The sequence below is a fragment of the Vogesella amnigena genome (assembly GCF_042648905.1).
Taxonomy (GTDB): Bacteria; Pseudomonadota; Gammaproteobacteria; order Burkholderiales; family Chromobacteriaceae; genus Vogesella; species Vogesella amnigena.
Genome location: NZ_JBHRYH010000021.1, coordinates 138,628 through 161,183, shown reverse-complemented (window position 1 = coordinate 161,183; position 22,556 = coordinate 138,628). Strand labels below are relative to the sequence as shown.

Annotated in this window: 18 protein-coding genes and 1 tRNA gene; 10 read left to right on the top strand and 9 right to left on the bottom strand. The window is 65.6% G+C overall.

Translation table 11 applies throughout. From position 1 onward, the window contains the following. The first annotated feature begins 9 nt into the window (after positions 1-9). The 3 genes from ACFOKJ_RS10630 to ACFOKJ_RS10620 all read left to right on the top strand — a co-directional run bounded on the left by ACFOKJ_RS10630 (position 10) and on the right by ACFOKJ_RS10620 (position 3,707). Positions 10-435 (top strand): DciA family protein, encoded by a 426-nt coding sequence (locus tag ACFOKJ_RS10630; RefSeq protein ID WP_390279355.1) that lies wholly within the window; start codon positions 10-12, stop codon positions 433-435. Between the two features lie 179 nt (positions 436-614). Beyond that, complete coding sequence (locus ACFOKJ_RS10625; RefSeq protein ID WP_390279353.1) at positions 615-1,898, top strand: DUF3422 family protein; 1,284 nt, start codon at positions 615-617, stop codon at positions 1,896-1,898. Between the two features lie 180 nt (positions 1,899-2,078). After that, positions 2,079-3,707, top strand: coding sequence for a methyl-accepting chemotaxis protein (locus tag ACFOKJ_RS10620; RefSeq protein WP_390279351.1), 1,629 nt, complete (start codon positions 2,079-2,081; stop codon positions 3,705-3,707). A gap of 461 nt (positions 3,708-4,168) precedes the next feature. Here the strand turns inward: ACFOKJ_RS10620 and ACFOKJ_RS10615 are convergent, their stop codons facing one another. After that, on the bottom strand, positions 4,169-6,070 hold the full coding sequence (locus ACFOKJ_RS10615) for a propionate--CoA ligase (RefSeq protein ID WP_390279349.1): 1,902 nt from the start codon (positions 6,068-6,070) through the stop codon (positions 4,169-4,171). Positions 6,071-6,352: 282 nt separating this feature from the next. Between ACFOKJ_RS10615 and ACFOKJ_RS10610 the strand changes: the two genes are divergently transcribed. The 4 genes from ACFOKJ_RS10610 to ACFOKJ_RS10595 all read left to right on the top strand — a co-directional run bounded on the left by ACFOKJ_RS10610 (position 6,353) and on the right by ACFOKJ_RS10595 (position 11,168). Next, positions 6,353-7,612: a glutamate-5-semialdehyde dehydrogenase gene (locus ACFOKJ_RS10610; RefSeq protein WP_390279690.1), complete on the top strand. Its 1,260-nt coding sequence runs from the start codon at positions 6,353-6,355 to the stop codon at positions 7,610-7,612. Positions 7,613-7,698: 86 nt separating this feature from the next. Beyond that, positions 7,699-8,904, top strand: coding sequence for a GGDEF domain-containing protein (locus tag ACFOKJ_RS10605; RefSeq protein WP_390279347.1), 1,206 nt, complete (start codon positions 7,699-7,701; stop codon positions 8,902-8,904). Between the two features lie 168 nt (positions 8,905-9,072). Next, the gene (locus tag ACFOKJ_RS10600) at positions 9,073-10,428 is read left to right on the top strand and encodes a glutamine synthetase family protein (RefSeq protein ID WP_390279345.1); all 1,356 of its coding nucleotides are present in this window, start codon (positions 9,073-9,075) and stop codon (positions 10,426-10,428) included. A gap of 251 nt (positions 10,429-10,679) precedes the next feature. Beyond that, positions 10,680-11,168 (top strand): universal stress protein, encoded by a 489-nt coding sequence (locus ACFOKJ_RS10595; protein WP_390279343.1) that lies wholly within the window; start codon positions 10,680-10,682, stop codon positions 11,166-11,168. Positions 11,169-11,235: 67 nt separating this feature from the next. On the opposite strand, the gene ACFOKJ_RS10590 is transcribed toward ACFOKJ_RS10595, so the two are convergent. Continuing rightward, complete coding sequence (locus tag ACFOKJ_RS10590; protein ID WP_390279341.1) at positions 11,236-11,994, bottom strand: TlyA family RNA methyltransferase; 759 nt, start codon at positions 11,992-11,994, stop codon at positions 11,236-11,238. A 102-nt stretch (positions 11,995-12,096) separates the two neighbouring features. On the opposite strand from ACFOKJ_RS10590, the gene ACFOKJ_RS10585 reads away from it, so the two are divergent. Next, positions 12,097-12,729: a DUF480 domain-containing protein gene (locus tag ACFOKJ_RS10585; RefSeq protein ID WP_390279340.1), complete on the top strand. Its 633-nt coding sequence runs from the start codon at positions 12,097-12,099 to the stop codon at positions 12,727-12,729. Next, on the top strand, positions 12,726-13,439 hold the full coding sequence (locus ACFOKJ_RS10580; RefSeq protein ID WP_390279338.1) for an RNA pseudouridine synthase: 714 nt from the start codon (positions 12,726-12,728) through the stop codon (positions 13,437-13,439). The genes ACFOKJ_RS10585 and ACFOKJ_RS10580 overlap by 4 nt, the downstream gene beginning before the upstream one ends. 174 nt (positions 13,440-13,613) lie before the next feature. Here ACFOKJ_RS10580 and ACFOKJ_RS10575 read toward each other — a convergent pair whose 3' ends face one another. From ACFOKJ_RS10575 to ACFOKJ_RS10565, 3 genes are all read right to left on the bottom strand, one after another. Then, positions 13,614-13,994, bottom strand: coding sequence for a cupin domain-containing protein (locus tag ACFOKJ_RS10575; RefSeq protein WP_390279336.1), 381 nt, complete (start codon positions 13,992-13,994; stop codon positions 13,614-13,616). A gap of 122 nt (positions 13,995-14,116) precedes the next feature. After that, positions 14,117-16,030 (bottom strand): MFS transporter, encoded by a 1,914-nt coding sequence (locus ACFOKJ_RS10570; protein WP_390279334.1) that lies wholly within the window; start codon positions 16,028-16,030, stop codon positions 14,117-14,119. Positions 16,031-16,089: 59 nt separating this feature from the next. Continuing rightward, a complete protein-coding gene (locus tag ACFOKJ_RS10565) occupies positions 16,090-18,144 on the bottom strand; it encodes a prolyl oligopeptidase family serine peptidase (RefSeq protein WP_390279332.1) in 2,055 nt (684 codons plus the stop codon). Positions 18,145-18,285: 141 nt separating this feature from the next. Here ACFOKJ_RS10565 and ACFOKJ_RS10560 point away from each other — a divergent pair, with 141 nt between their 5' ends. Further along, a complete protein-coding gene (locus ACFOKJ_RS10560; protein WP_390279330.1) occupies positions 18,286-18,780 on the top strand; it encodes an Ivy family c-type lysozyme inhibitor in 495 nt (164 codons plus the stop codon). A gap of 47 nt (positions 18,781-18,827) precedes the next feature. Here the strand turns inward: ACFOKJ_RS10560 and ACFOKJ_RS10555 are convergent, their stop codons facing one another. The 4 genes from ACFOKJ_RS10555 to ACFOKJ_RS10540 form a co-directional block, all read right to left on the bottom strand. Then, entirely contained in the window at positions 18,828-19,637 is an 810-nt protein-coding gene (locus ACFOKJ_RS10555; protein ID WP_390279328.1) for a nucleotidyltransferase domain-containing protein, read from the bottom strand. A gap of 46 nt (positions 19,638-19,683) precedes the next feature. Further along, the gene (locus ACFOKJ_RS10550; protein WP_390279326.1) at positions 19,684-20,901 is read right to left on the bottom strand and encodes an RtcB family protein; all 1,218 of its coding nucleotides are present in this window, start codon (positions 20,899-20,901) and stop codon (positions 19,684-19,686) included. Between the two features lie 56 nt (positions 20,902-20,957). Continuing rightward, the gene (locus ACFOKJ_RS10545; protein ID WP_390279324.1) at positions 20,958-22,097 is read right to left on the bottom strand and encodes a slipin family protein; all 1,140 of its coding nucleotides are present in this window, start codon (positions 22,095-22,097) and stop codon (positions 20,958-20,960) included. A 214-nt stretch (positions 22,098-22,311) separates the two neighbouring features. Further along, positions 22,312-22,380 (bottom strand) — tRNA-Ala (locus ACFOKJ_RS10540). Positions 22,381-22,556: the final 176 nt, after the last annotated feature.

Here is a 22,556-nt window from a genome sequence, read left to right as displayed (position 1 = left end):
TTGTAGCACATGAGCAGCCATCCTCTCAGCCACTTCACCGGCAAAGACAAGCAGCTGGCGGATCTTACCGCCGCCGCCCAGGCCATCCTGCAGCTGGATCGCGCCTTCAAGCGCCTGCTGCCGGGGCGTCTGGGCGAGCAATGCCAGGTGGCATGCGTGCGCGGCGGCGAGCTGGTGGTATTCGCCCATAACAGCACCGTGGCGGCGCGGCTGCGCCTGCTGGGCAATAGCGTGGTGGCGCCGCTGGCGCGGCAGGGTTACCCGCTGACTAGCCTGCGGGTGAAGGTGCTGCCCACCCCACCCAAGCCGGTGCGGCAAAAATCCTTTTCCCTGTCGCGTGCCGGTATCGATGCCTTCAGCCGTGCTGCCGACGAAGTGGGCAACCCGGTGGTCAAGCAGGCATTGCAGCGTTTGCTGCGTCATCACAAGCCCTGAGCGGGCCTTTGTTGCCTGTGCCATTCAGCTGTCATTGCCACTGGCTAGACTTTCGTTAGCTGGTGCGCTTGTTGCCCTGGCACTGGCACAGGTAAGCTGCCCGCCAACAGCCGCAGAGCTGTATCGAGCCAGGATGCAATCAATAGTCAACTGGCTCGGCTACCAGGGATACCGGAAACATGATCAGCCTTAACACGCATCCGCTGCGCCGCAGCCTCAATGACGAGGCCCACGCGCGGCCGCCGGTGGCGATTCCGTCACCGGCGCGCATTTCTACTCTTACGCTGTTTTTCGATGACGCCGAGCTGGAGCAGCGCGCCGCCATGCACGACCTGGCCCGCCGGCTGGGTGTGGCGGTGCCGGACGACGGCCAGGTGCACTACACCGGCGTGGCCGGCGACCTTACCGTGCGCTGGGCACTGCACACCGAGTTCGCCCGCTACTCTTTCATTCTCAGCGGCGATTTTGTCGAGCCGTTCGAGCGCACCGCACTGGACCGGCTGCCGGCCGACTGGTTGGCCGCATTGCCGGGGGAGGTGATGGTTGCCACCCATGCCGTGCTGCTGCCCGCCGACCAGGAGGCGCCGGCGGCGGAAATTTCGCAGCGCTGGTTCGGCGGCCATGACCTGATCGGCGCCGAGATCGGCGACGGCAATGGCGTGGCCTACACCGACCTGCGCCTGCACCCGGACCCGCGACTGGCCGAGGGCTTCAGCCGTTTCGTGCTGATCGACCGCGACATGGGGCCGTCGCAATCCGGGCGCATGGTGCAGCGCCTGTTCGAAATGGAAACCTATCGCCTGCTGGCGCTGCTGGCGCTGCCGGAAGCCAAGCGCCAGATGCGCGAGCTGGACCGGCTGGGTACCCAGCTGCGGCGGGTGACACTGCGCATGTCGCAGCAGCAGGGCCACGATGCCAGCATGCTGGACGAGCTCACCGATCTGTCGGCACAGGGCGAACAGCTGATTGCGCAAAGCCAGTACCGTTTCGCCGCCGCACGCGCCTACTACCAGCTGGTAGGCCGCCGCATCGACGAACTGCGCGAGCGCCGCCTGTCCGGCCTGCAGCCATTCCACGAATTCATGGAGAGGCGGCTGGGGCCGGCGATGGAAACCTGCGCCACCGCGGTGCGCCGTCAGGAACGGCTGATGACCCGCCTGCAGCGCAGTACAGCGCTGCTGCGCACGCGGGTGGAGGTGGTGCACGAGGAGCAGAACCGTGCGCTGCTGGCCAGCATGGATCGCCGCGCCGCGCTGCAACTGCGGCTGCAGGAAACGGTGGAAGGGCTGTCGGTGGGGGTGCTTACCTACTACGCGGTGGGGCTGCTGGGCTATCTGTTCAAGGCCGGCAAGGCCGCTGGCCTGCATCTGAACGTGGAGCTGCTTACCGGCCTGGCAATACCGGTGGTGGCTGGCAGTGTGTGGCTGGGGATGCGGCGGGTGAAGCGCGGCCTGCAGCACTAGCGACTGCCACATACCGTCAGGTCACGGCCAGTGCTTACAGCACTGGCCGTTTTTCATTGGCAAAATTTAACGAAACTATTAAGCATTTGATAATTAGCAAACAAACAGTTTGTTTAAGATTGTGTCTTGGTTATTGCGCTGCAACAATGTGGTCATCGTGATTCTTGCCGTGATTGCTTCATGCCTACTTCTTCGTTTCGCCAACTGCGGCCGCTGCTGCTTTCCTTCATTGCCGTCACCGTTACCATGCTGCTGCTGATGGGCGGCGCAACCTCGTTCAGTATCAACCTGCTGCTGGACAACAGCCGCCAGGAGCATCAGGTCAGTAATCGGGTGAAGGACGACATGCAGGCACTGCGCTATCACGTGGTGCAGATCCAGCAATACCTGACCGATGTCAGCGCCACGGCCGATCGTGACGGTTTTGGCGACGCGGCAGAGCATTACCGCGCCGGCGTGCAGCAGCTGCAGGATATGGCGGCGCTGGCACCGGCATTGCAAACCCGGCTGAGCAGCGTGCGCCAGGCGCTGGACACCTTTTACCGTGTTGGCCAGCAGATGGCGGAAAGTTATATCGCCGGGGGGCGTGAAGCCGGCAACCAGCTGATGAAAGCACCGGGGAGTGGTTTTGATGATCGTGCCGAGGCGCTGACCCAGGCCCTGCAGCAACTGCAGCAGCAGGTGGAGGCGGACAACGCTGCGGTGGTGACACAGAGCGAGCAGCTGCTGCACGATGTGGGGCTGGGCCTGCTGCTGGCCAGTGCATTGCTGATCATGCTGGTGCTGGCTGGCGGGGTGGTGCTGTATCGCCGGGTGTTCCGTACCCTGGGCGGCGAGCCGGTGGAAGCGATGCGGCAGACGCGGCACATCGCCGCCGGCGACCTGAGCCGGACGCTGACGGTGCCGGCCGGGCGCGAGCACAGCCTGCTGGGGGCACTGGTGGACATGCAGGACAAGCTGCGCGGCATCACCGGCCATATCCGCGAGCTGGCCGGGCAGATGCACGGTAACGCCGGCGCGCTGAATCTGTCGGCGCGCGAAGTGCAGCAGGCATCGCACACCCAGGGCGAGGCTTCGCGGGCCATTGCAGTGTCGGTGGAAGAGGTGCTGCAGAGCATCGGCCAGCTGGGCGAGCAGATCAGCCAGGTGCAGCAGGAGGCGCATAGCGCCGATGGCGCGGTGGTGGATTGCGCCGGCCTGATCCATCATGCGGCCAACGATATCCACGCCATGGCCGACCATGTGGCGGCAGCGGCAAGTGCGCTGGATGGCCTGCGTCAGCAGGCCGATACCATCGCCAACATTACCCAGACCATTCACGGTATCGCCGAGCAGACCAATCTGCTGGCACTGAATGCCGCCATCGAGGCAGCACGCGCCGGCGAAAGCGGCCGCGGTTTTGCGGTGGTGGCGGACGAAGTTCGCAAGCTGGCCGAGCGCACCAGCCAGGCTACGGTGGACATCAGCGGCCAGATCGACGCGCTGGGGCAGGGCATGCAGGCCGTCGTCGGCTCGATGCAGACCAGCGTGGAGGCTACCCGAGATGGCGTGGAACAGAGCCGGCTTGCCAGTGATGCCATCAGCGGCATCCGCGACAATGCCCGCCGCATCAGCGCCCACATCGACTCGGTGGCGCTGGCGCTGAACGAGCAACAGCTGGCGGTGCGCGACATCGCGCAGCGCGCCGAGGTGATCTCGGCGATGACCGAGGCCAACCAGGGTAGCGTGGATGCCACCGCCAGTGCTTCTCAGCAGCTGAGCGTGCATGCCGACAGCCTGCACGAGGCGGTGGCGGTGTTCCGGTTGTAAGGTCTTGCGGCTAAATGGTGATCACTTAGCTGAATCCGCTTCGCGGATGATGATTTTGATGCCGGTTCCGCCCGGCGGACAGGTTAAGGGGGCCACCGCGGCCCCCTTAACAATCCCCGGCTCCGGCTGGCTCTATCTGGGGCTGCTCGAAACCCCGTGCAAAACGGCAAGCCCCAGGCGCCACCGAACTCGCCGCGCGCTAGCGTCGCGCGGCTCAAACATGCGGTGGCTTAAAACCTGGGGCATACCGTTTTACACGGCTCGCGCCAACGGGATTGGGGCAAGTCGCTACCGTTCTAACTCCAGAGCGGATGGGTGTGATTTCTTAAGTGAACACCATTCAGTCTTGCGGCCAACCTTGGCCGCAACAGAGTTGTCTGCCAACGTTGGCCGCAAAAAAAGACCGCCATCCCTCGATGATGGCGGTCCAAGGGAGCCGGCGACCGGTGGTCGCCTTGCTGTTACGCCGGTTTCACCGCCAGGCGGATCTGCTCGATGCCGGCAGGATCGTCCAGGGTAGTGAGGTCGCCGGGGTCGCGGCCTTCGGCCAGCGCCTGGATCGAGCGGCGCAGCACCTTGCCGGAGCGGGTCTTGGGTAGCTGGTTCACGAAGTACACCCGCGCCGGGTTGGCAATCGCCCCCAGCTGCGCCGCCACCTGGGCGATCACCTCTTTCTCCAGCTTGCCACGGCTGTCCGGGTCATCCAGCAGCGCCGGGTTCTTTACCACCGCAAACGCCTTGGGCACCTGGCCCTTCAGGCTGTCTTCCACTCCCACCACCGCCACCTCGGCAATGGCGCTGTGGCTGCTTACCGCTTCCTCGATCTCGCGGGTGCCAAGGCGGTGGCCGGCCACGTTGATCACGTCATCGGTGCGGCCAAGGATGGTGAAGTAGCCGTCTGCGTCCTTGATGCCCCAGTCGAAGCTGGAGTAGACCAGTTTGTCCGGGAACAGGCTGAAGTAGGTGTCGACAAAGCGCTGGTCCTGGCCCCAGATGGTGCTCATGCAGCCCGGCGGCAGCGGCGGCAGCACGCCGATCACCCCTTTCTCGCCGGGGCCCACTTCCTCCCCGGTCTGCTCGTTGAACAGGCGGATGTCGTAGCCATACACCGGCAGGCCGGGGCTGCCGTATTTCACCGTCTTCTGTTCCACGCCATTGCACAGTGTCAGCATCGGCCAGCCGGTTTCGGTCTGCCAGTAGTTGTCCAGCACCGGGATGTTCAATTCGCCGGCAATCCAGCTGGCGGTGGGTTCGTCCAGCGGCTCGCCGGCCAGGAACAGCGCGCGCAGGCTGGAGATATCGTATTTGTGCAGCCAGGCCGGGTCCTGCTTCTTCAGCACCCGTACCGCGGTGGGGGCGGAGAACATCACGCTGACACGGTATTTCTCCACCAGTTGCCACCAGATGCCGGCATCCGGGTTGGTGGGCAGGCCCTCGTATACCAGGGTGGTCATGCCGGTGAGCAGCGGCGCGTACACGATGTAGGAGTGGCCCACCACCCAGCCGATGTCGGAGGTGCTGAAGAAGCACTCGCCCGGCTTGCCGCCGTAGATGTATTCCATGCTGGCCGCCAGTGCCACCGCGTAGCCGCCGGTATCGCGCTGCACGCCCTTGGGTTTGCCGGTGGTGCCGGAGGTGTACAGGATGTAGCTGGGGTGGCTGGATTCCACCCACTCCACCTCGGCGCGGTCGTTCAGGTGCGCGTCGCGCAGGGTGTCGTAGTCCAGGTCGCGCCCCGGCTTCATCATTGGCGCCTCGGCCAGGCCACGGTTCACCAGGATCACCTTCTGCGGCGCGGCGGCGCCGGCCAGGCTTAGCGCTTCGTCCACCAGCGGCTTGTAGGGAATCAGCTTGCCGCCGCGCAGGCCGGCATCGGCGGTCACCATCACCTTGGGGGCGGCATCCTCGATACGGGTGGCCAGGCTGGCGGAGGCAAAGCCGCCGAACACCACCGAATGGATGGCGCCCAGGCGCACGGTGGCCAGCATGGCGAAGATGGCCTCCGGGATCATTGGCATGTAGATCAGCACCCGGTCACCCTTGCCCACACCCTGTGCCTGCAGGATGGCGGCAAAGCGCGCCACCTCGGCATGCAGCTCGCGGTAGCTGTAGCTGGTTTCGATGCCGGTTTCGGTGGAGACATAGGCCAGCGCGGCCTGCTCCGGGCGTTCGGCCAGGTGGCGGTCCACCGCGTTGTAGCACAGGTTGGTCAGGCCGCCGGCAAACCATTGCCGGAACGGCGGCTGGCTGTATTCCAGCACCTTGTCGCAGGGTTTGTGCCAATGGATGCGTTGTGCTTCCTGTTGCCAGAAGGCTTCCGGTTGCGTGATCGAGTGTTGGTGGAAGTCCTGGTAATTCGCCATGTTCGGGGGTCTCCTGTTGTGCTGTCGCGCTGTGCGCTGTTTTTATCAAGCGGTTGCTTGTCAGACAAAGTATGGCGATACGCCGGCGCGGTCAATCCCGCACCGTCAGGCGGGGCATTTATCGATAGCAAAACGTTGCACAAATCCCGATAAAGCAGGCACTTGCCGGCACCCGCATGCCGCTGGCAACGGCTGTTGCCTAGCGATAAACACTGGCCGAAATGGCCTGCTTTGCAGTACCCTGCCATGCAACACAAAAATCAGTTTTTGCAGGACAAGACCATGGACATCAAGCACTACATGAACGTTGTCGGCCAGGCTGCACGCAAGGCCAGCCGGGCACTGGCGCGGGCTGACAGCAACCAGAAGAACAAGGCACTGCTGGCGATTGCCGACGCCATCGAGCGCGACCTGGAGCGGTTGATTGCGGCCAACATGCAGGATCTGGACGCCGCCCGCCTGAACGGGCTGGAAGAGGCGCTGATCGACCGACTGACGCTGTCGGAGAAAACCGCGCGCGGCATGGCCGAGGGCCTGCGCCAGATCGCCGCGCTGCCGGACCCGGTGGGCGAGATGGACGACTTCACCTACCGCCCGTCCGGCATCCAGCTGGGCAAGATGCGCGTGCCGCTGGGCGTGGTGGGCATCATTTACGAAGCACGCCCCAACGTGACCGCCGACGCCGCCGGTCTGTGCTTGAAGTCCGGTAATGCGGTGATCCTGCGTGGCGGCTCCGAGGCCTTCCACAGCAACCAGGCGATTGCCGCCTGCGTGCACGAGGGCCTGCGCGTGGCCGACCTGCCGCCGCACGCGGTGCAGGTGCTGGAAACCACCGACCGCGCCGCGGTGGGCGAGCTCATCACCATGAGCGAGTTCGTGGACGTGATCGTGCCGCGTGGCGGCAAGGGCCTGATCGAGCGTATCAGCCGCGATGCGCGCGTGCCGGTGATCAAGCATCTGGACGGCAACTGTCATGTTTACATCGACGACACCGCCAACCCGGAAAAGGCCTTCAACATTGCGCTGAACGCCAAGACCCACCGCTACGGCACCTGCAACACCATGGAAACCCTGCTGGTGCACACCGCGTTTGCCGAGTTCATCCTGCCGCGCCTGGCCGAGGCCTACTGGGAGAAGGGTGTGGAGCTGCGCGGCTGCGAGCGCACCCGCGGCATCCTGGGCGACAAGGTAGTGGCAGCCACCGAGGCCGACTGGGAAACCGAGTACCTGGCACCGGTGCTGGCGATCAAGGTGGTGGGCGGCATCGACGATGCCATCGAGCACATCAACCACTATGGCAGCCACCACACCGACGCCATCGTCACCGAGGACTACAGTCGTTCGCGCCGTTTCCTGCGCGAGGTGGATTCCGCCAGCGTGATGGTGAACGCCAGCACCCGCTTTGCCGACGGTTTCGAATACGGGCTGGGCGCGGAGATCGGCATCTCCACCGACAAGATCCACGCTCGTGGCCCGGTGGGGCTGCACGGCCTTACCAGCCAGAAATGGGTAGTGCTGGGTGACGGCCAGATCCGCAGCTGAGCTCCTTCCCGCCAGTACGTACGTGATCCTCCCCGCCTCCCGGCGGGGTTTTCACATCTTCCCCGCAGAGCGGGAAAGGAGTGCCGATGCTGATGCCCAGCGTGCCAGATGCCAACGCCAGCCTGCAGCAGGAAGTGCAGGCCGTCTGTATCAAGCTGGTGGCGCGTCGCGGGCTGGTGGCCGGCCTGTCGGCGCCCAGCGCCGCCATCCTGCTGTACTTCGTGCTGGAAGAAGAAGGCCTGCTGGGTAGGGTGCCGTTCTGGCCATGGTTTGCCGGCCTGTGTCTGGCGCTGTTCCTGCAGCTGCTGGTAGATGCCTGGGCACTGGTGCACAAGCCGGATGCACGCATGCTGCAGCGCTGGCCGCAGCTGAATGCCGCCAGCCTGGTGCTGGTGGGCGTGGCCTGGGGTAGTGCCGCCTGGTGGCTGCAGTCGCCATCGCCGCTGTTCACCATGATGTTGTACCTGGTACTGGCCAGCGTGGGCGCGCTGGTGATGGTCGTGCAATCGGCGTTCATGCTGGCGGTGGTGCTGTTCGAGCTGGCGCTGTTGCTGCCGGGCATGCTGCATGGTCTCATCGGGGTTGGCCGCATGGGGCAGTACATCGGCGTGGCCAGCTTTCTCTACTTCTGCCTGCTGTGCCTGTATGGCTGGGTGGTGCACCGCCAGCTGCGCCACGGCGTGCGTGCCAGCGTGCAGGCCAGCCTGCTCAACGAAGACCTGATGGCGGCCAATGTGCGTGCCGCCAATGCGCTGCAGGCGCTCACGCGCGAGCATGGTCAGCTGCAGCAGGCGCTGCAGACCATCGAGCGCATGGCGCACGTGGACGAGCTGACCCAGCTGCCCAACCGTCGCGCGGCCATGGCCGAGCTCAAGCGGCTGGTGGCGGCCGATCAGCCGGCGGCGCTGGTGTTACTGGATGTCGATCACTTCAAGCAGGTAAATGACAGTTATGGTCACCACGCCGGCGATGCCGTGCTGCGTGGCGTGGCCGAGCGCATGCTGGCTTGCCTGCGCCAGGAAGACCTGCTGGCGCGCTTCGGCGGCGAGGAGTTCGTGGTGATCCTGCCGGATGCCGAGCCGGCAGATGCTGCCGCACTGGCACAGCGGCTGTGCGACACACTGGCCGCGCAAGCCTTGCCGGTAGAGGGTGCCAGCCTGGTGGTAACCGCGTCGTTCGGTGTGACACCGCATCGCCCGGGCGAGGCGCTGCACGGCTGGCTGGCGCGCGCCGACGAGGCGATGTACCAGTCCAAGCATGCCGGGCGCAATCGGGTGACCCTGTTGCCGTGAGGTGTTGGCCGCAGGCCACAGTCGTGGCAGTGATTTGCCGGTGATTAAAATATTTAACGACTTTGTTCCGCTAGTCGGAACGATGTGCTTGCCTGCGAAACTGTATCGCGCATAATCCGCACAGCAGCGCGGCTGTCGCGCCATGTACCTGACCAGGAGAACCGTCTGATGCAGCATCCCGTACCCAGCGCCGAACAAGCACAGTGGCTCAACGCCGATGGCGTGCGTGACGTCGAGCTGGCGTTTGCCGATGTCACCGGCTTTGCCCGCGGCAAGACCCTGCCCGCCAAGGCCTTCATCAAGGGGCAGCAGCTGCGCATTGCACGCGCTGTGGCCATTCAGTCCTGTGTCGGCGAGTTTCCCGACTACCGTTTCTATGGCGAAAACGACCCGGATGTCACCCTGCTGCCGGACATGGCCACCCTGCGCCGGGTACCGTGGGCGGATACCCCGCGTGCGCTGGTGCTGTGCGACAACGTGGACCACGATGGCAGCCTCAGCCCGCTGGCGCCGCGCAGCGCGCTCAAGGCGGTGCTGGCGCGCTACGCCGCGCGTGGCTGGACACCGGTGGTGGCGCCGGAACTGGAGTTCTACCTGTTCGCGCCGGATGCCGACGCCGATGCCGCCTTCCAGAGCCCGGCCCTGCGCGGCAGCCGCCGCGAGCGTGGCTTCGATGCCTTCAGCTTCAGCACGCTGAACGATCACGAAGCCTTCTTCGACGACATCTACAGCGGTTGCGAGCAGCTGGGCATCCAGACCGATACCTGGGTGCACGAGATGGGCCCCAGCCAGTTCGAGATCAACCTGATGCACGGCGATGCGCTGGCGCTGGCCGACCAGACCTTCCTGTTCAAGACCCTGCTGAAGGAAACCGCGCTGCGCCACGGCCTGCGCGCGGTATGCATGGCCAAGCCGCTGGCCGGCGAGCCCGGCAGCTCCATGCACATCCACCAGAGCGTGGTGGATGCCAGCGGGCGCAATGTGTTCAGCCAGGCCAATGGCGAAGCCAGCCACGTGTTCCACCACTACATTGCCGGCCTGCAGCGTTACCTGGCCGAGCTGATGCCGCTGTACTGCCCCAGCCCCAATTCCTACCGCCGTTTCGTGAAGAACCTGGCGGCGCCGGTGAACCTGAGCTGGGGTGTGGACAACCGCTCGGTGGGCCTGCGTGTGCCGGTATCCGGCCCGGAGGCACGCCGCGTGGAAAACCGCCTGCCAGGTTGCGATGCCAACCCCTACCTGGCACTGGCCGCCAGCCTGGGTGCCGGTCTGCTGGGGGTGGAAGAGGAGCTGCAGCCGTCGGCGCCAGCAGTGGGCAATGTGTTCAGCAGCGGCGAAGACAGCAGCGAGCTGCCGTCCACGCTGGAGGCAGCGCTGGCCGGCATGCGTGCCGGCAGCGCCTGTAGCCGCCTGTTCAGCGCCGAATTCGCCGCCGCCTATGCGGCAGTGAAAGAGGTGGAGCTGGCCAGTTTCCAGGGCGAGATCACCGCCTGGGAACGCCGCTTCCTCGCCACGCTGGCGTAAGCGGGCCAGCGCTTAGCCATAGGGCGAAAGCCCCAGCGGGCCGTTCCGCCACCATGCGGCCAACCGTTGCAAGGTTGGCCGCATTGTTCTTGGCAGGCGTCTGTACGACGCAAGCTTCCTGTAGCCCGGTGCTGCGCTTGCTACAGTGAAAGCAGGGCTTGAAGCAGATCAAACAAGGCGGTATCGCCGCTTAGCATGTCTGGTGCGGCGGCTCATAATGACGTCTTGCTAACCCACCCGAGGAACACACCATGTACCGTCATCTGACTGTGGCGCTGGATGGCAGCCACAATGCCCGTCCGGCGCTGATCGAAGCCGTGCGCCTGGCCGCTGCCGCCAAGGCGCGCCTGTCGCTGGTGCACGTCATCAGCGTGCATGATTTTGCCGTGGATAGCGTAGGTCTGCTGGACGTGCCGGCGCTGCAGGCCGAGGCGCGCAAGCAGGGGCAGGGGATTCTGGACGAGGCGCGCGCCTATGCCGAGCAGCATGGCGTGAGCGAGGTAAGCTGCCATCTGCTGGAGTCGGCACAGGGCGGAGTGGAAACCGCCAACCTGCTGGTGGATTTTGCCGCCGGCGCCGCTGCCGACCTGCTGGTGATCGGCACCCACGGCCACCGTGGCTGGAAGCATCTGCTGCTGGGCAGCTTTGCCGAAAGCGTGCTGCGCCGTACCACACTGCCACTGCTGGTTGTCCGCAATCCGGAAGATGACGATAGCCCGGCTGCGGCCAGCGTGGGCTGAGTACGGGCTAAGGCCATATACGCAAACGGGGCGCCAGCGGCGCCCTGTTTTGCGTATGGAGCGAGCTTCAGCGACGGCGTGCCAGCACGAAGAACTCGCGGTTGCCGTCACCGCCCTTGATCGGGCTGTCGAACCAGGCCAGACGCTCGAAGCCCTGCTCGGCAATGGCCTGGCTGATCTTGTCTTCCACGCCCTGGTACAAGCTCTCGTCGCGCACGATGCCGCCGTGGCCCAGGCCGTCGCGGCCAACCTCGAACTGCGGCTTCACCAGGCTCAGCAGGTAGCCGCCGGGGCGGATCAGCGGCAGTGCCGACGGGTAGATCAGCGTCACCGAAATGAACGACACATCGCACACCATCAGGTCGAATGGCTGGTCGTCGTTGGCCGCCAGCAGCGCAGCGTGATCCAGCGCCCGCGCATTCACACCTTCGAAATAGCGTACTCGCGGGTCGGCGGCGATGCGGTCTGCCAGCTGGTCGTGGCCCACGTCCACCCCCACCACGCGCACGGCGCCATGCTGCAGCAGGCAATCGGTAAAGCCGCCGGTGGATTGCCCCACGTCCAGCGCGCGCCAGCCGTGGATGTCATCCAGCCCGGCCGCCGCCAGCGCACCGGCCATCTTCAGCCCGCCGCGCGACACGTAGCGGTCGGCCTCATCCGGCACGATGTCGAACACGGTATCTTCCGCCAGCTTCTGGCTGGGCTTGGCCAGTACCCGGCCAGCCACGCTGACGCGCCCGGCCTCAATCAGCGCCTGCGCTGCGGTGCGCGACGCGGCAAGCCCTTGTTCCACCAGCAAAACATCCACCCGTTTCATATCCTGCATCCATCAGCGTGCCAAAACCCGCGCAAGGGTAGTCGCAGACAAGGCTGGCCGCAAGCCGGTGGCAGTGCGATGATGGCGGCCGCAACGACGAGGTAACATGCAATGGACGACAGACTGACACTGGACCCGCACGCGGTGCGCGTGCTGGGCGCCCTGATCGAGAAACAGGCGCTGACCCCGGACAACTACCCGCTGACGCTGAACGCGCTGCAGTCGGCCTGCAACCAGCTCACCAGCCGCGAGCCGGTGCTGAACCTGTCCGACAGCGATCTGGCCGCGGCACTGGACAGCCTGCTGGCGCAGAAGCTGATAGCGGAACGCCTGCCGGCCGGCAGCCGGGTGGCCAAATACGAACACCGGCTGAACTACACCTGGAACATCGAAGGCGCCCGCCTGGCAGTGCTGGGCCTGCTGTTGCTGCGCGGCGCGCAGACCAGCGCCGAACTGCGCAGCCGCGCCGGCCGCATGTACAGCTTCAGCGGGCTGGAAGAAGTGGAAACCGCGCTGAACGCGCTGGCCGACAAATACCCGCCGCTGGTGGAAAAGCTGCCGCGCCAGCCGGGCGAGCGCGAGGCGCGCTGGGTGCACACCCTGCTGCCTTACGATGCCTCGCTTGCGGCCAACCCGGTAGCCACTGGCGGCAATGCCGGGCTGGAAGCACGGGTGGCCGAGCTGGAGGCGCAGCTGGCGCAGCTGCTGCAGCGTGTCGCGCAGCTGGAACAGGATCAGGCATGAGCGAGCAGCAGAGTATCCGCCTGTCCAAGCGCATGGCGGAACTGGGGCTGTGCTCGCGCGGCGAGGCAGACGACTACATCGCCCAGGGCCTGGTGCTGGTGGATGGCAAGGTAGTGGACGTGCTGGGCAGCCGCGTGCTGCCGGAGCAGCAGATCGAGCTCCTCGCCGGCGGACCGCGTGAGCAGCCGGATCGGGTGAGCATGCTGCTGCACAAGCCAGCCGGCGTGGACGAGACCGCGCTGCTGGCGCAGCTGGTACCGGCGCGGCGCGCTGCCGACGATGCCAGCCAGCTGGTGTACATGCGCAAGCACCAGCACCGGCTGCAGTGGTTTGGCGCGCTGCAGGCCGGCGACAGCGGCCTTACCGTGGCGACGCAGGATGGCAAGCTGGCACGCCAGCTGCAGGCCGGTGATTTCGAGCAGGAATGGCTGGTGAACCTGGCGGCGCCGCTATCGGATGCCGCGCTGAAAAGCCTGCAGGGCGGGGTGGAGCTGAACGGCAGACAGCTGCGCGCCGGCCGTGTCAGCCGCCAGAGCGAGCGCCAGCTGTGTGTGGTGTTGAAGAAACCGGTGCCGGGCATGATCGCCGCCATGTTGGCCGCAAACGGGCTGCGCGCGCTGGAGTGCCGCTGCATCCGCATCGGCCGCGTGCGGCTGGGCAAGCTGCCGGCCGGGCAGTGGCGCTACTTCGCTACGCTGGACAAGTTCTAGGGTCTTCACGACGCGTGGGGCGGCGAGATGCTGCCGGCAGATGCGCGTGGGCAAAGGCCTCCTGGCCGTGCCCACCGGCAAGCTGTCAGTGGTGGGCACGCTACGCTTTGCCCACCCTACAAAAAAACAGGCCACCGGATCACGGTGGCCTGTTGGCATTTTGTCGCTGGCAGCTCAGTCCTTGCGCGCCAGACGGTCTTCCTCGAACACGGCAAAGGTTTTCCTGGCCGGTTCGATCACTTCCCATACGCCTTCAAAGCCGGCCGGGATCACGAAATGCTGACCGGCGCGAATCTCGATCACCGAGCCATCATCGCCGTGCATGCGTACATAACCTTCCAGCAGAGTGCAGAATTCGCACTCCGTGTATTTCACCCGCCAGGCACCAACACCTCCAGACCACAGCCCGGCGTGGAACTGGCCGGTCGGATCGCTGTAATGCATTTCCACCGCCTGCTGGCACGAACCACTGAGCTGACGCTCGGCAGGGGCGGCGAAGGTATCGGGGGTGATGTCCTGTTTGTGGAACAGAACGATATCGTTTGCGCTAGACACGAAACGCTCCTTTATAGTGCTGCTTTGTTACAACTTGATCAAATCCGTGGCTGCCACTCTGGCACAAGCGCACAGCGGCGGCAAGCCATGGCGCGCAAATAGCCGGCGGGCATGTCGCAATATCAGCGCCAATCTCCGCGTAATTGCGCAACTTGCTGCTGCAGACCCGCCGCCTGCACTGCGCTGGCCGGCACCGGCTGGCCGGCTTTCAGCGCGATTTTCGACCAGGCGCGACGTGGCCAGCACAGCATGGCGGCACCATAGCGGCGCGAGAAGAAGCTGCCCCACATGCCGCACAGTGCCATCGGCACCACCGGTACCGGGGTGCGAGCCACGATCTCCTCGATACCGGCTTTGAAGACATTGATGTTTCCATCGTAGGTGATCTTCCCCTCCGGGAAAATGCACACCACTTCGCCATCGGCCAGTGCCGCCGCTACCGCATCGAAGGCGCGTTGCTTGGCCTGCGGATCTTCCTTGGCCGGGGCGATGGGAATCGCCCGCGCGGTGTGGAAGATGAAGTTGAGCAGCGGCACCTTGAAGATGTTGTGGTCCATCACGAAGCGGATCGGCCGGCGCACGGCACCGGCCAGGATCAGCGCGTCCATGAAACTCACGTGGTTGCATACCAGCACGCAGGGGCCTTCCTCCGGAATGTGCTCCAGCCCTTCGTGGCGGATGCGGTACAGGGTGTGGGTGGCGATCCACACCAGGAAGCGCATCAGGAATTCCGGCAGCAGGCTGTAGATGTACAGCGCCACCACCACGTTCAGCAGCGCGGCGATCAGCAATACGTGTGGAATGCTCACGCCGTTGGCTGCCAGCACCGCGGCAAAGGCGGCGGATACCACCATGAACAGCGAGTTGAGGATGTTGTTGGCCGCAATGGCGCGCGAGCGGAATGTTGGCGCGGCGCGCGACTGCACCAGCGCGTACAGCGGCACGATGTAGAAGCCGCCAAACACGCCGATGAGGGTGAAATCGGCCACCAGCCGCCAGTAGGCGTGGTTACCCAGCACGCTGAGCCAGGTCAGCGTGCTGCCGGCATGCGCCGGGGTGGCGAAGTACAGGTCGATGCCGAACAGGCACAGCCCCAGCGAACCGAACGGCACCAGCCCCAGCTCCACCTTGCGGCCGGACAGCTTCTCGCACAGCATCGAGCCCAGCCCCACGCCGAGCGAAAACAGCGTCATCAGCAGGGTGTAGACGCTGGCATCGCCGCCTAGCACGTCGGAAGCGAAGGTCGGCAGCTTGGACAGGTACAGTGCGCCCAGGAACCAGAACCAGGAAATGCCCAGCAGCGACAGCCACACCGGACGGCTCTGCTTGGCCTGCCTGATGATGGCCCAGGTCTGGCGTGCCATGTTCCAGTCGATGGCCAGTGCCGCCGACGATGGCGGTGCCGGCGGCATGCGTCGCGCGGCGGCCAGGCCAGCCAGCGCGCAGGCCAGCAGCGTCACGATGATGCTGAAGCGCTGCGGGTCGGCATTCACCAGCACGGTGCCGGCCACCTGGCCGAGGATGATGGAAACAAAGGTGCCCATCTCGATCAGGCCATTGCCGCCCACCAGCTCCTTCGGCTGCAGATACTGCGGCAGCACGCTGAACTTCAGCGGCCCGAACAGCGTGGAATGCACCCCCATCAGGAAGATGGTGGACATCAGGATGGCGCCGTTATGCAGCCAGAAGCCCACCGCCGCCACCAGCATGATGGCGATCTCCATGCGTTTGACGAAACGCGCCACTGCCGCCTTGTCGTACTTCTCGCACAGCTGACCGGCGGTGGCGGAAAACAGGAAAAAGGGCAGGATGAACAGCGCGGCGGCCAGCTGGATCATCAGCTCCGGCGCCAGCCCCATCAGCTGCATGCCGTGAAAGTTGATCAGCACCACCACCGCGTTCTTCAGCAGGTTGTCGTTGAAGGCGCCAAAGAACTGGGTGATGAACAGCGGCAGGAAGCGCCGTGTCTTGAACAGGTCGAACTGGTTGGGGTGGTGGGACATGCTGCCGCCATGATGGAAGGTCGATGCGGGCATGGTATGTCAGCTGCGCCCTTGCGGCCAACCTCGGGATAGTTGGCCGCAGGGTATGTGGCTTAGTCCATCAGCTGGCGATACAGATAAACCAGCACCCGCGCCAGTTCCTCGGCGGTCTGTTCCTGGCCGGTATTGCCGCCGTGGCCCCCGCCCTCGGTTTCGAACAGCAGCACGTCGTGGCCGTGCTGCTGCAGCCTGGCCACCATCTTGCGCGCATGTGCCGGGTGCACGCGGTCGTCCTTGCTGCTGGTGGTGAACAGCGCCAGCGGGTAGCGGGCATCGGCACTGGCATGGTGATAGGGCGAGTAGGCCGCCAGTGCAGCGCGCTCCGCCGGGTCGGCCGGGTCGCCGTATTCGTCTATCCAGCTGGCGCCGGCCAGCAGCTCGGTGTAGCGCAGCATGTCCAGTAGCGGCACCTCGCACACCACGGCGTGGAACAGCTCCGGGCGCTGCACCATGCAGGCGCCCACCAGCAGGCCGCCGTTGCTGCCGCCTTCTATGCCCAGCCGGCGCGCGCTGGTGTAGCCGCGGGCGATCAGGTCTTCCGCCACCGCGATGAAATCGTCGAAGCTCACCTGCCGCTGCGGGCCTTGCGCCGCCTGGTGCCAGGCCGGGCCGAACTCGCCACCGCCGCGGATATTGGCCACCACGAACACGCCGCCTTTCTCCAGCCACTGCGGGCCGAAGTTGTCCATGTAGTAGGGCATCATCGGCACTTCGAAACCACCGTAGCCGTACAGCAGCGTCGGGGCGGCACCGTCCAGCGCCAGATCCCGGCGATGCACCACGAAGTAGGGAATGGCGGTGCCGTCCGGCGCGCGCGCCTGCTGCTGCTCGGCAACAAACTCGGCGGCATCGAAGGCGGCGGGCTGCTGGCGCAGCACTTCCGGCTCGCCGCCGGCCAGCAGGTCCAGCCGGTACAGCCCGGCCGGGGTGAGGAAGTCGCTGTAGCTGTAGTACAGCAGGTCGCTGTGCCACGGCTGGTCAGCGAATTCGATCACGCCGCCGGTGGGCAGCGGGTTGGCGTGCGGCTGCCAGCTGCCATCCGCCCAGCGCAGGGTGAGCAGGCGGCTTTTCACGTTATCGATAACGATGATGGCCAGCAGGTTCAGCGTGGCTTCCACCATCTCCACCGATTGCTGTTCATTCGGCACGAACAATTCAGCGATGCGGCCAACCTTGCCGCTGCCCACGGCGCAGGCTACCGCCAGCAGGCTGCCGGCGGTGTAGTGCTGGCCGGCGAACTGCCAGTCCTCGGCCAGCTTCACGATCAGGTCGCCGTGGCTGTAGGCCTCGATCTCGGCGCGCTCCGGCAGCGGCAGTGCAATCAGGCTATCGCTGGCAAGGTGGTAATAGGTTTTGCTATAGAAGCTGTCCGAGGCCTCTATGATGTCGAAGGCAGTGATGGCGTCCGGCGCCGCTGGGTTGGCCGCATCCAGGAAGCGCCACGCCGCCACCATCATCGCGTCCTCGTCCAGCTGCAGCAGTGGCTGCGCCTCATTCCAGCTTTGGCCGCGCTGCAGCAGCCACACCTCGCGCGGGTAGCCGGCGCGGGTCAGTTGCGCCTCGTCCCAGGCCGGGCACACGAACACGCTGTCCAGATCGCGCCAGGCGATGTGGTTCTTGCCGTAGGGGAAGCTGAAGCCGCCGGGCACAAACGCCTGCGTTTCCAGATCGTATTCGCGGGTCACGGTGGCGTCGGAGCCACCGGGGGTGAGGCTGAGCAACACATGCTGCGGCTGCTCGGTGTAGTGCGACACACCGTCCAGGTACCAGTCCACCTGCTCGGCGGCGGCCAGTGCGTCGATATCCAGCACCGTGTGCCAGTCCTGCGCATTGGCGCGGTAGGCATCCAGCGTGCAGCGACGGTAGATGCCGCGCGGGTGTGCCTCATCCTGATGGAAGTTGTACAGCCAGCCGGCATGCTCGGCAAAGAACGGAATCTGCCGCGTATCGCGCAGGTTGGCAAGGATGGATTGCTTCAATCCGGCAAAGCGCGGGTCGGTGTCCAGCCGGGCGCGGGTGGCGGCGTTCTGCTCGGCCACCCAGGCAAGGGCTGCGGGGTCGTCCAGGCTTTCCAGCCACTGGAACGGGTCGTGGGAGTGATCGGTCATCGGATAGGCGCAAAGGTTGGCCGCAAGGCGGAATGCGCGGATTGTGCGGCAGCCGGGTGGTGGCTGCCAACCGGAGCGTCATCATGGGCAGCTGGCGAACCGCGTGGCATGATGCAGGCATGACATAGACAAGGGGCGCTTATGCGTAACTACTGGATTGCGGCACTGAGCGTGCTGCTGGCGGCTGGCAGCGCCCAGGCTGCAGACAAGCGTACTGCCATGCAGGCCTTGCAGTGCAAGCAGCAGGCGCAGTGCGCCTACTTTGGCGATGTCTACGCGGCGGATCGTGGCTTTCGCAACGCGGTGCAGGCGGTGTTTCGCGGTAGCGGCGGCAAGGCGCCCTCTTGGGTGGGCAATGGCGTCAGCACACCGCTGATTCCGCTGAAGGCCGGCCGCGAGGACTACCTGCGCGGCTGGGTGTGTGAGCCGCACAACTGTCCGCACCAGCTGCTGGTGCTGTATGCGCCCAAGCGCATGCAGCTGGTGGCGCGTTACACCCGTGACGACGGCAGCGTGCAATGGCTGGGGCGGCCCAATGCCCGGCAACAGGCGCTGCTGCAGGATGAAACCGATGCCGGCTCGCCGCTGTACGGCAAGCTTGGTGACAGCACGCCCCTGCCGCTGCTGTTGCCGTGAGGCCGGCTGCCAAGGAAGCGTTTGCCGAGCGGGATGCGGCTTGAGGGTCAAGCCAGGCTGCTGGTAATGCCCAGCACCTGCCGGTACAGCAGCGCATCCAGCCCGTCGGTGCCGGTGGGCGCGGGTAGTGGCGGAGCCGCATCATATTGCGCCAACGCCTTGCGGATGAAGGCATCCACCTGTGGCATGGCCGGCCCGACGGCGGCTTCGCCGGCCTGCATCTTGCGTTGCAGCAGCTCGGTGATGGCAGCTGCCAGTGCTGGCTCGTGCACCATGGCGCTGGCCAGGTCGGCAAAGCGCATCGGCACCATGCCGCGCCCGGCATCCAGCCAGGCGGCGGCCAGCAGCGGGCGCAGCACGTACAGGTACTTTTTCCAGCGCACCATATCCCCCTGCAGGTAGCCGCGGAAGTTCTTGCGCGCCATCGACAGGTAGTGCCAGCGGCTTTTCAGCGGCGAGTGGCAGTGAGCGGCCAGCGCCAGCAGCTCGGCGACGAATTGCGGCTCGGCACGGTACAGCAGTGGCGACTGCAGCCACTCGAACAGGGTGGGGTTGCCGGCGGCCAGCAGGCGCAGCGCCTTGCGCAGCTCCCAGCCACTGATGTCCAGCTCGTCGCTGATCGGCAGTTCGATGACATCGCGCTGCGCTTGCACCCGTAGATACCATTCTGGTTCGTGCACATAGAGGAAGCGCACGTCGTAGTCGCTGTCCGGCGAGGCAAAGCCCCACGCCCGGCTGCCGGATTCGCAGGCAAACAGTACCCGCACGCGGTAGCGGGTTTCCAGCGCAGACAGTTCGGCATCCACCCGCTGCCGCACGGTATCCGGCAACGGGTGAGCATAGGGGAAGTGAAACATGGCATTGTCCTTGTCTGATTGTTGCGGCCAACCCTGGCCGCAGGATTCAGCCTTTCACGCACACCACCTGGCGCAGGGTATGCACCACTTCCACCAGGCTCTGCTGCGCCAGCATCACGGCGTCGATGTCCTTGTAGGCCATCGGAATTTCGTCGATCACCGCCGCGTCCTTGCGGCATTCGACGTGGGCGGTGGCGGCCACCTGGTCGGCCACCGAAAAGCGCCGTTTGGCTTCGCTCCGGCTCATGCTGCGGCCGGCGCCGTGGCTGCACGAGCAGAAGGCCTCCTCGTTGCCCAGCCCGCGCACGATAAAGCTCTTGGCTCCCATCGAGCCGGGGATGATGCCCAGCTGCCCCTTGTGCGCCGCCACTGCCCCCTTGCGTGTTACCAGCACCTGGTGGCCGAAGTGGGTTTCCTGCTGCACATAGTTGTGGTGGCAGTTCACCGCCTCCACATCGGCGCTGAAGGGTTTGGCGATCACCCGGCGGGCGGCGGCCACCACGTGTTCCATCATCACCATGCGATTCTGCCGTGCGTAGTCCTGCGCCCAACCCACAGCCTCGACGTAATCGTCAAAGTGCTGGCTGCCTTCCTCGAAGTAGGCCAGCTCGCGGTTGGGCAGGTTGGCGATGTGCTGGCGCATGTCGGCCTGCGCCAGTTCGATGAACAGGTTGCCGATGGCGTTGCCTACCCCGCGCGAGCCGGAGTGCAGCATGAACCACACGCGGTCGGCCTCGTCCAGGCATACCTCGATGAAGTGGTTGCCGGTGCCCAGCGTACCCAGGTGCTTGTAGTTGTTGGTGTTCTTCAGCCGTGGATATTTCTGCATCAGCGTGGTGAATGCCGGCTGCAGCCTGACCCAGGCGGCGTCTACCGTGGCAGGCGGCTGGTGCCAGCTGCCACGGTCGCGGGCGCCCGGGGTGCGGCCGTGCGGCACTGCTGCCTCGATGGCGCTGCGCAGGGCCGACAGATTGTCCGGCAGGTCGGCGGCGGTCAGCGTGGTGCGGGCCGCCATCATGCCGCAGCCGATATCCACCCCTACCGCTGCCGGGATGATGGCGCCGCGGGTGGGGATCACGCTGCCGATGGTCGAGCCTTTGCCCACATGCACGTCCGGCATCACCGCCAGGTGCTTGTAGATGAACGGCATCCTGGCCGTTTGCAGCAGCTGTTGTTGTGCCTCCGGCTCCACCGCTACGCCCTTGGTCCACATCTTGATCGGGCTGCCGCCCGTTTCCTGTACTACCTGGTAGTCCTGTTTCATGGTTATTGTCTTTCTGTTGTGTCGGCCTGCGGCCAACGTTGGCCGCAGGCTGGTGTTCAGCGGCCGATCTTCACCAGCCCGTTCAGCAGCTGATCGAGGCCGCCGATCACCGAGATCTTGTCGATGCGCTCGGCCAGCCGCTCCAGCGTTTCCAGCTCCTTGAGCCGCAGCGCGGTGGGGTTGTCTTCCATTACCCGGGCTGTGTTCAGCAGCGAGCGGGTGGCGCCGGTTTCCTCGCGGCGGCGAATCACGTTGGCCTGTGCGGCCTTTTCTGCCTCCACTACCTGCGACAGCAGCGCCTTCATTTCTCCCGGCAGGATGATGTCCTTCACCCCCAGCGCCTGCAGGGCGAGGCCGCAGCCGGCCAGGCGTTCGCCGGCGCGCTCCAGCAGTTCCCGGTCCAGCAGCTGCTTGTTCTCCAGCAGCTCGTCCAGCGTGCGGGTGCCTACGGCGGCGCGCAGCAACAGTTGCAGCTCGCGGTACAGGTGCTCGGCCGGCTTGGGCAGCAGGCTGAAGGCCTGGCCCACATCGCTGTACTGCCAGTTGGCGGTCAGGTTCAGGCGCAGGCTGACCTTGTCGCGGGTCAGGATTTCCTGGCCGCTGACTTCCAGTGCCTGCAGGCGGGTATCCACCAGCTCCACCGCGATATCGCGGTTGAAGCGCCAGTAGCCGTAGCGCCCCGGTTGCAGCAGGGTGAGCGCTTCGCCCTCGCAGCGCAGCACGCCTACGTGGCCGGCGGGGACCTGCACATTCAGCACCCCGGCCAGGCCGGCAATGGCGCGGCCGCGCAGTATCGTCTGTGTCAGGCGGGACAGCAGACCGGCCGGCAGCTCGCGGGTGTCGCGCAGCTGGATGCGCTCCAGCCGTAGCGTACCGGCTGCGCGCCAGTACAGCGCGTTGTGGCCGGGCGGCAGAATCTCCACCAGCTGCTCGCCCTCGAAGCGCAGGGCCGCTTCGTCATCTCCCAGTTCGACACGGTGGAAGTGCTCGTCCACCACCTCCGCTGCGTGCTGGCGCAGGTAGTCGGCCAGCGCATGGGTAAAGCGCGGCTGGCTCAGGGTAACCGTTTCCAGCTGCAGCTGCCGCAGCGGGTCGAACAGGTAGTGACGGCCGGGCGGCAGGATGCGCTCGAAGTCGCCGTCGCGCAGCAGCAGGCCGCGCTCGTGTTTTTTTACCAGCAGTTTTTTCCACAGCATGTTCTTGTCCTTTCGTGGTGAACCGGGGGCACGCCAGCGGCGGGCGGGCGGCGGGTGCCGGCGGGGGCGAGGCGGGTGGCCTCCCGTACCAGACTGCGGTCGGGGGCTGCCTTGTCGCTGCCGCATGCATGCGCCGTTTGCCGGCTGCCGGCGTGGCGGCCATGGGCCGCACCGGTTCGGTTGCTGCAATATCAATAGCGTCTCAACAGTGACGTTCGGACGGGATTCGAACCCGCTACACACAGCTTGCGAGGCTGTTGCTCTATCCAGAATGAGCTACCGATTGGTGGCGATGCCGGGAGTCGAACCCGGATGACGCATCCCTGCCATCGCCAACACTGTCCACATCACGGGCGGCATACCCGGCCACGACAGGCGGGCCTGGCACCGGGCACCGGGGCGGACTGGAGCCGCCTCCCGCAGGCACCGTGCTGCTTGCGACAGTGCCGTTACCATTGC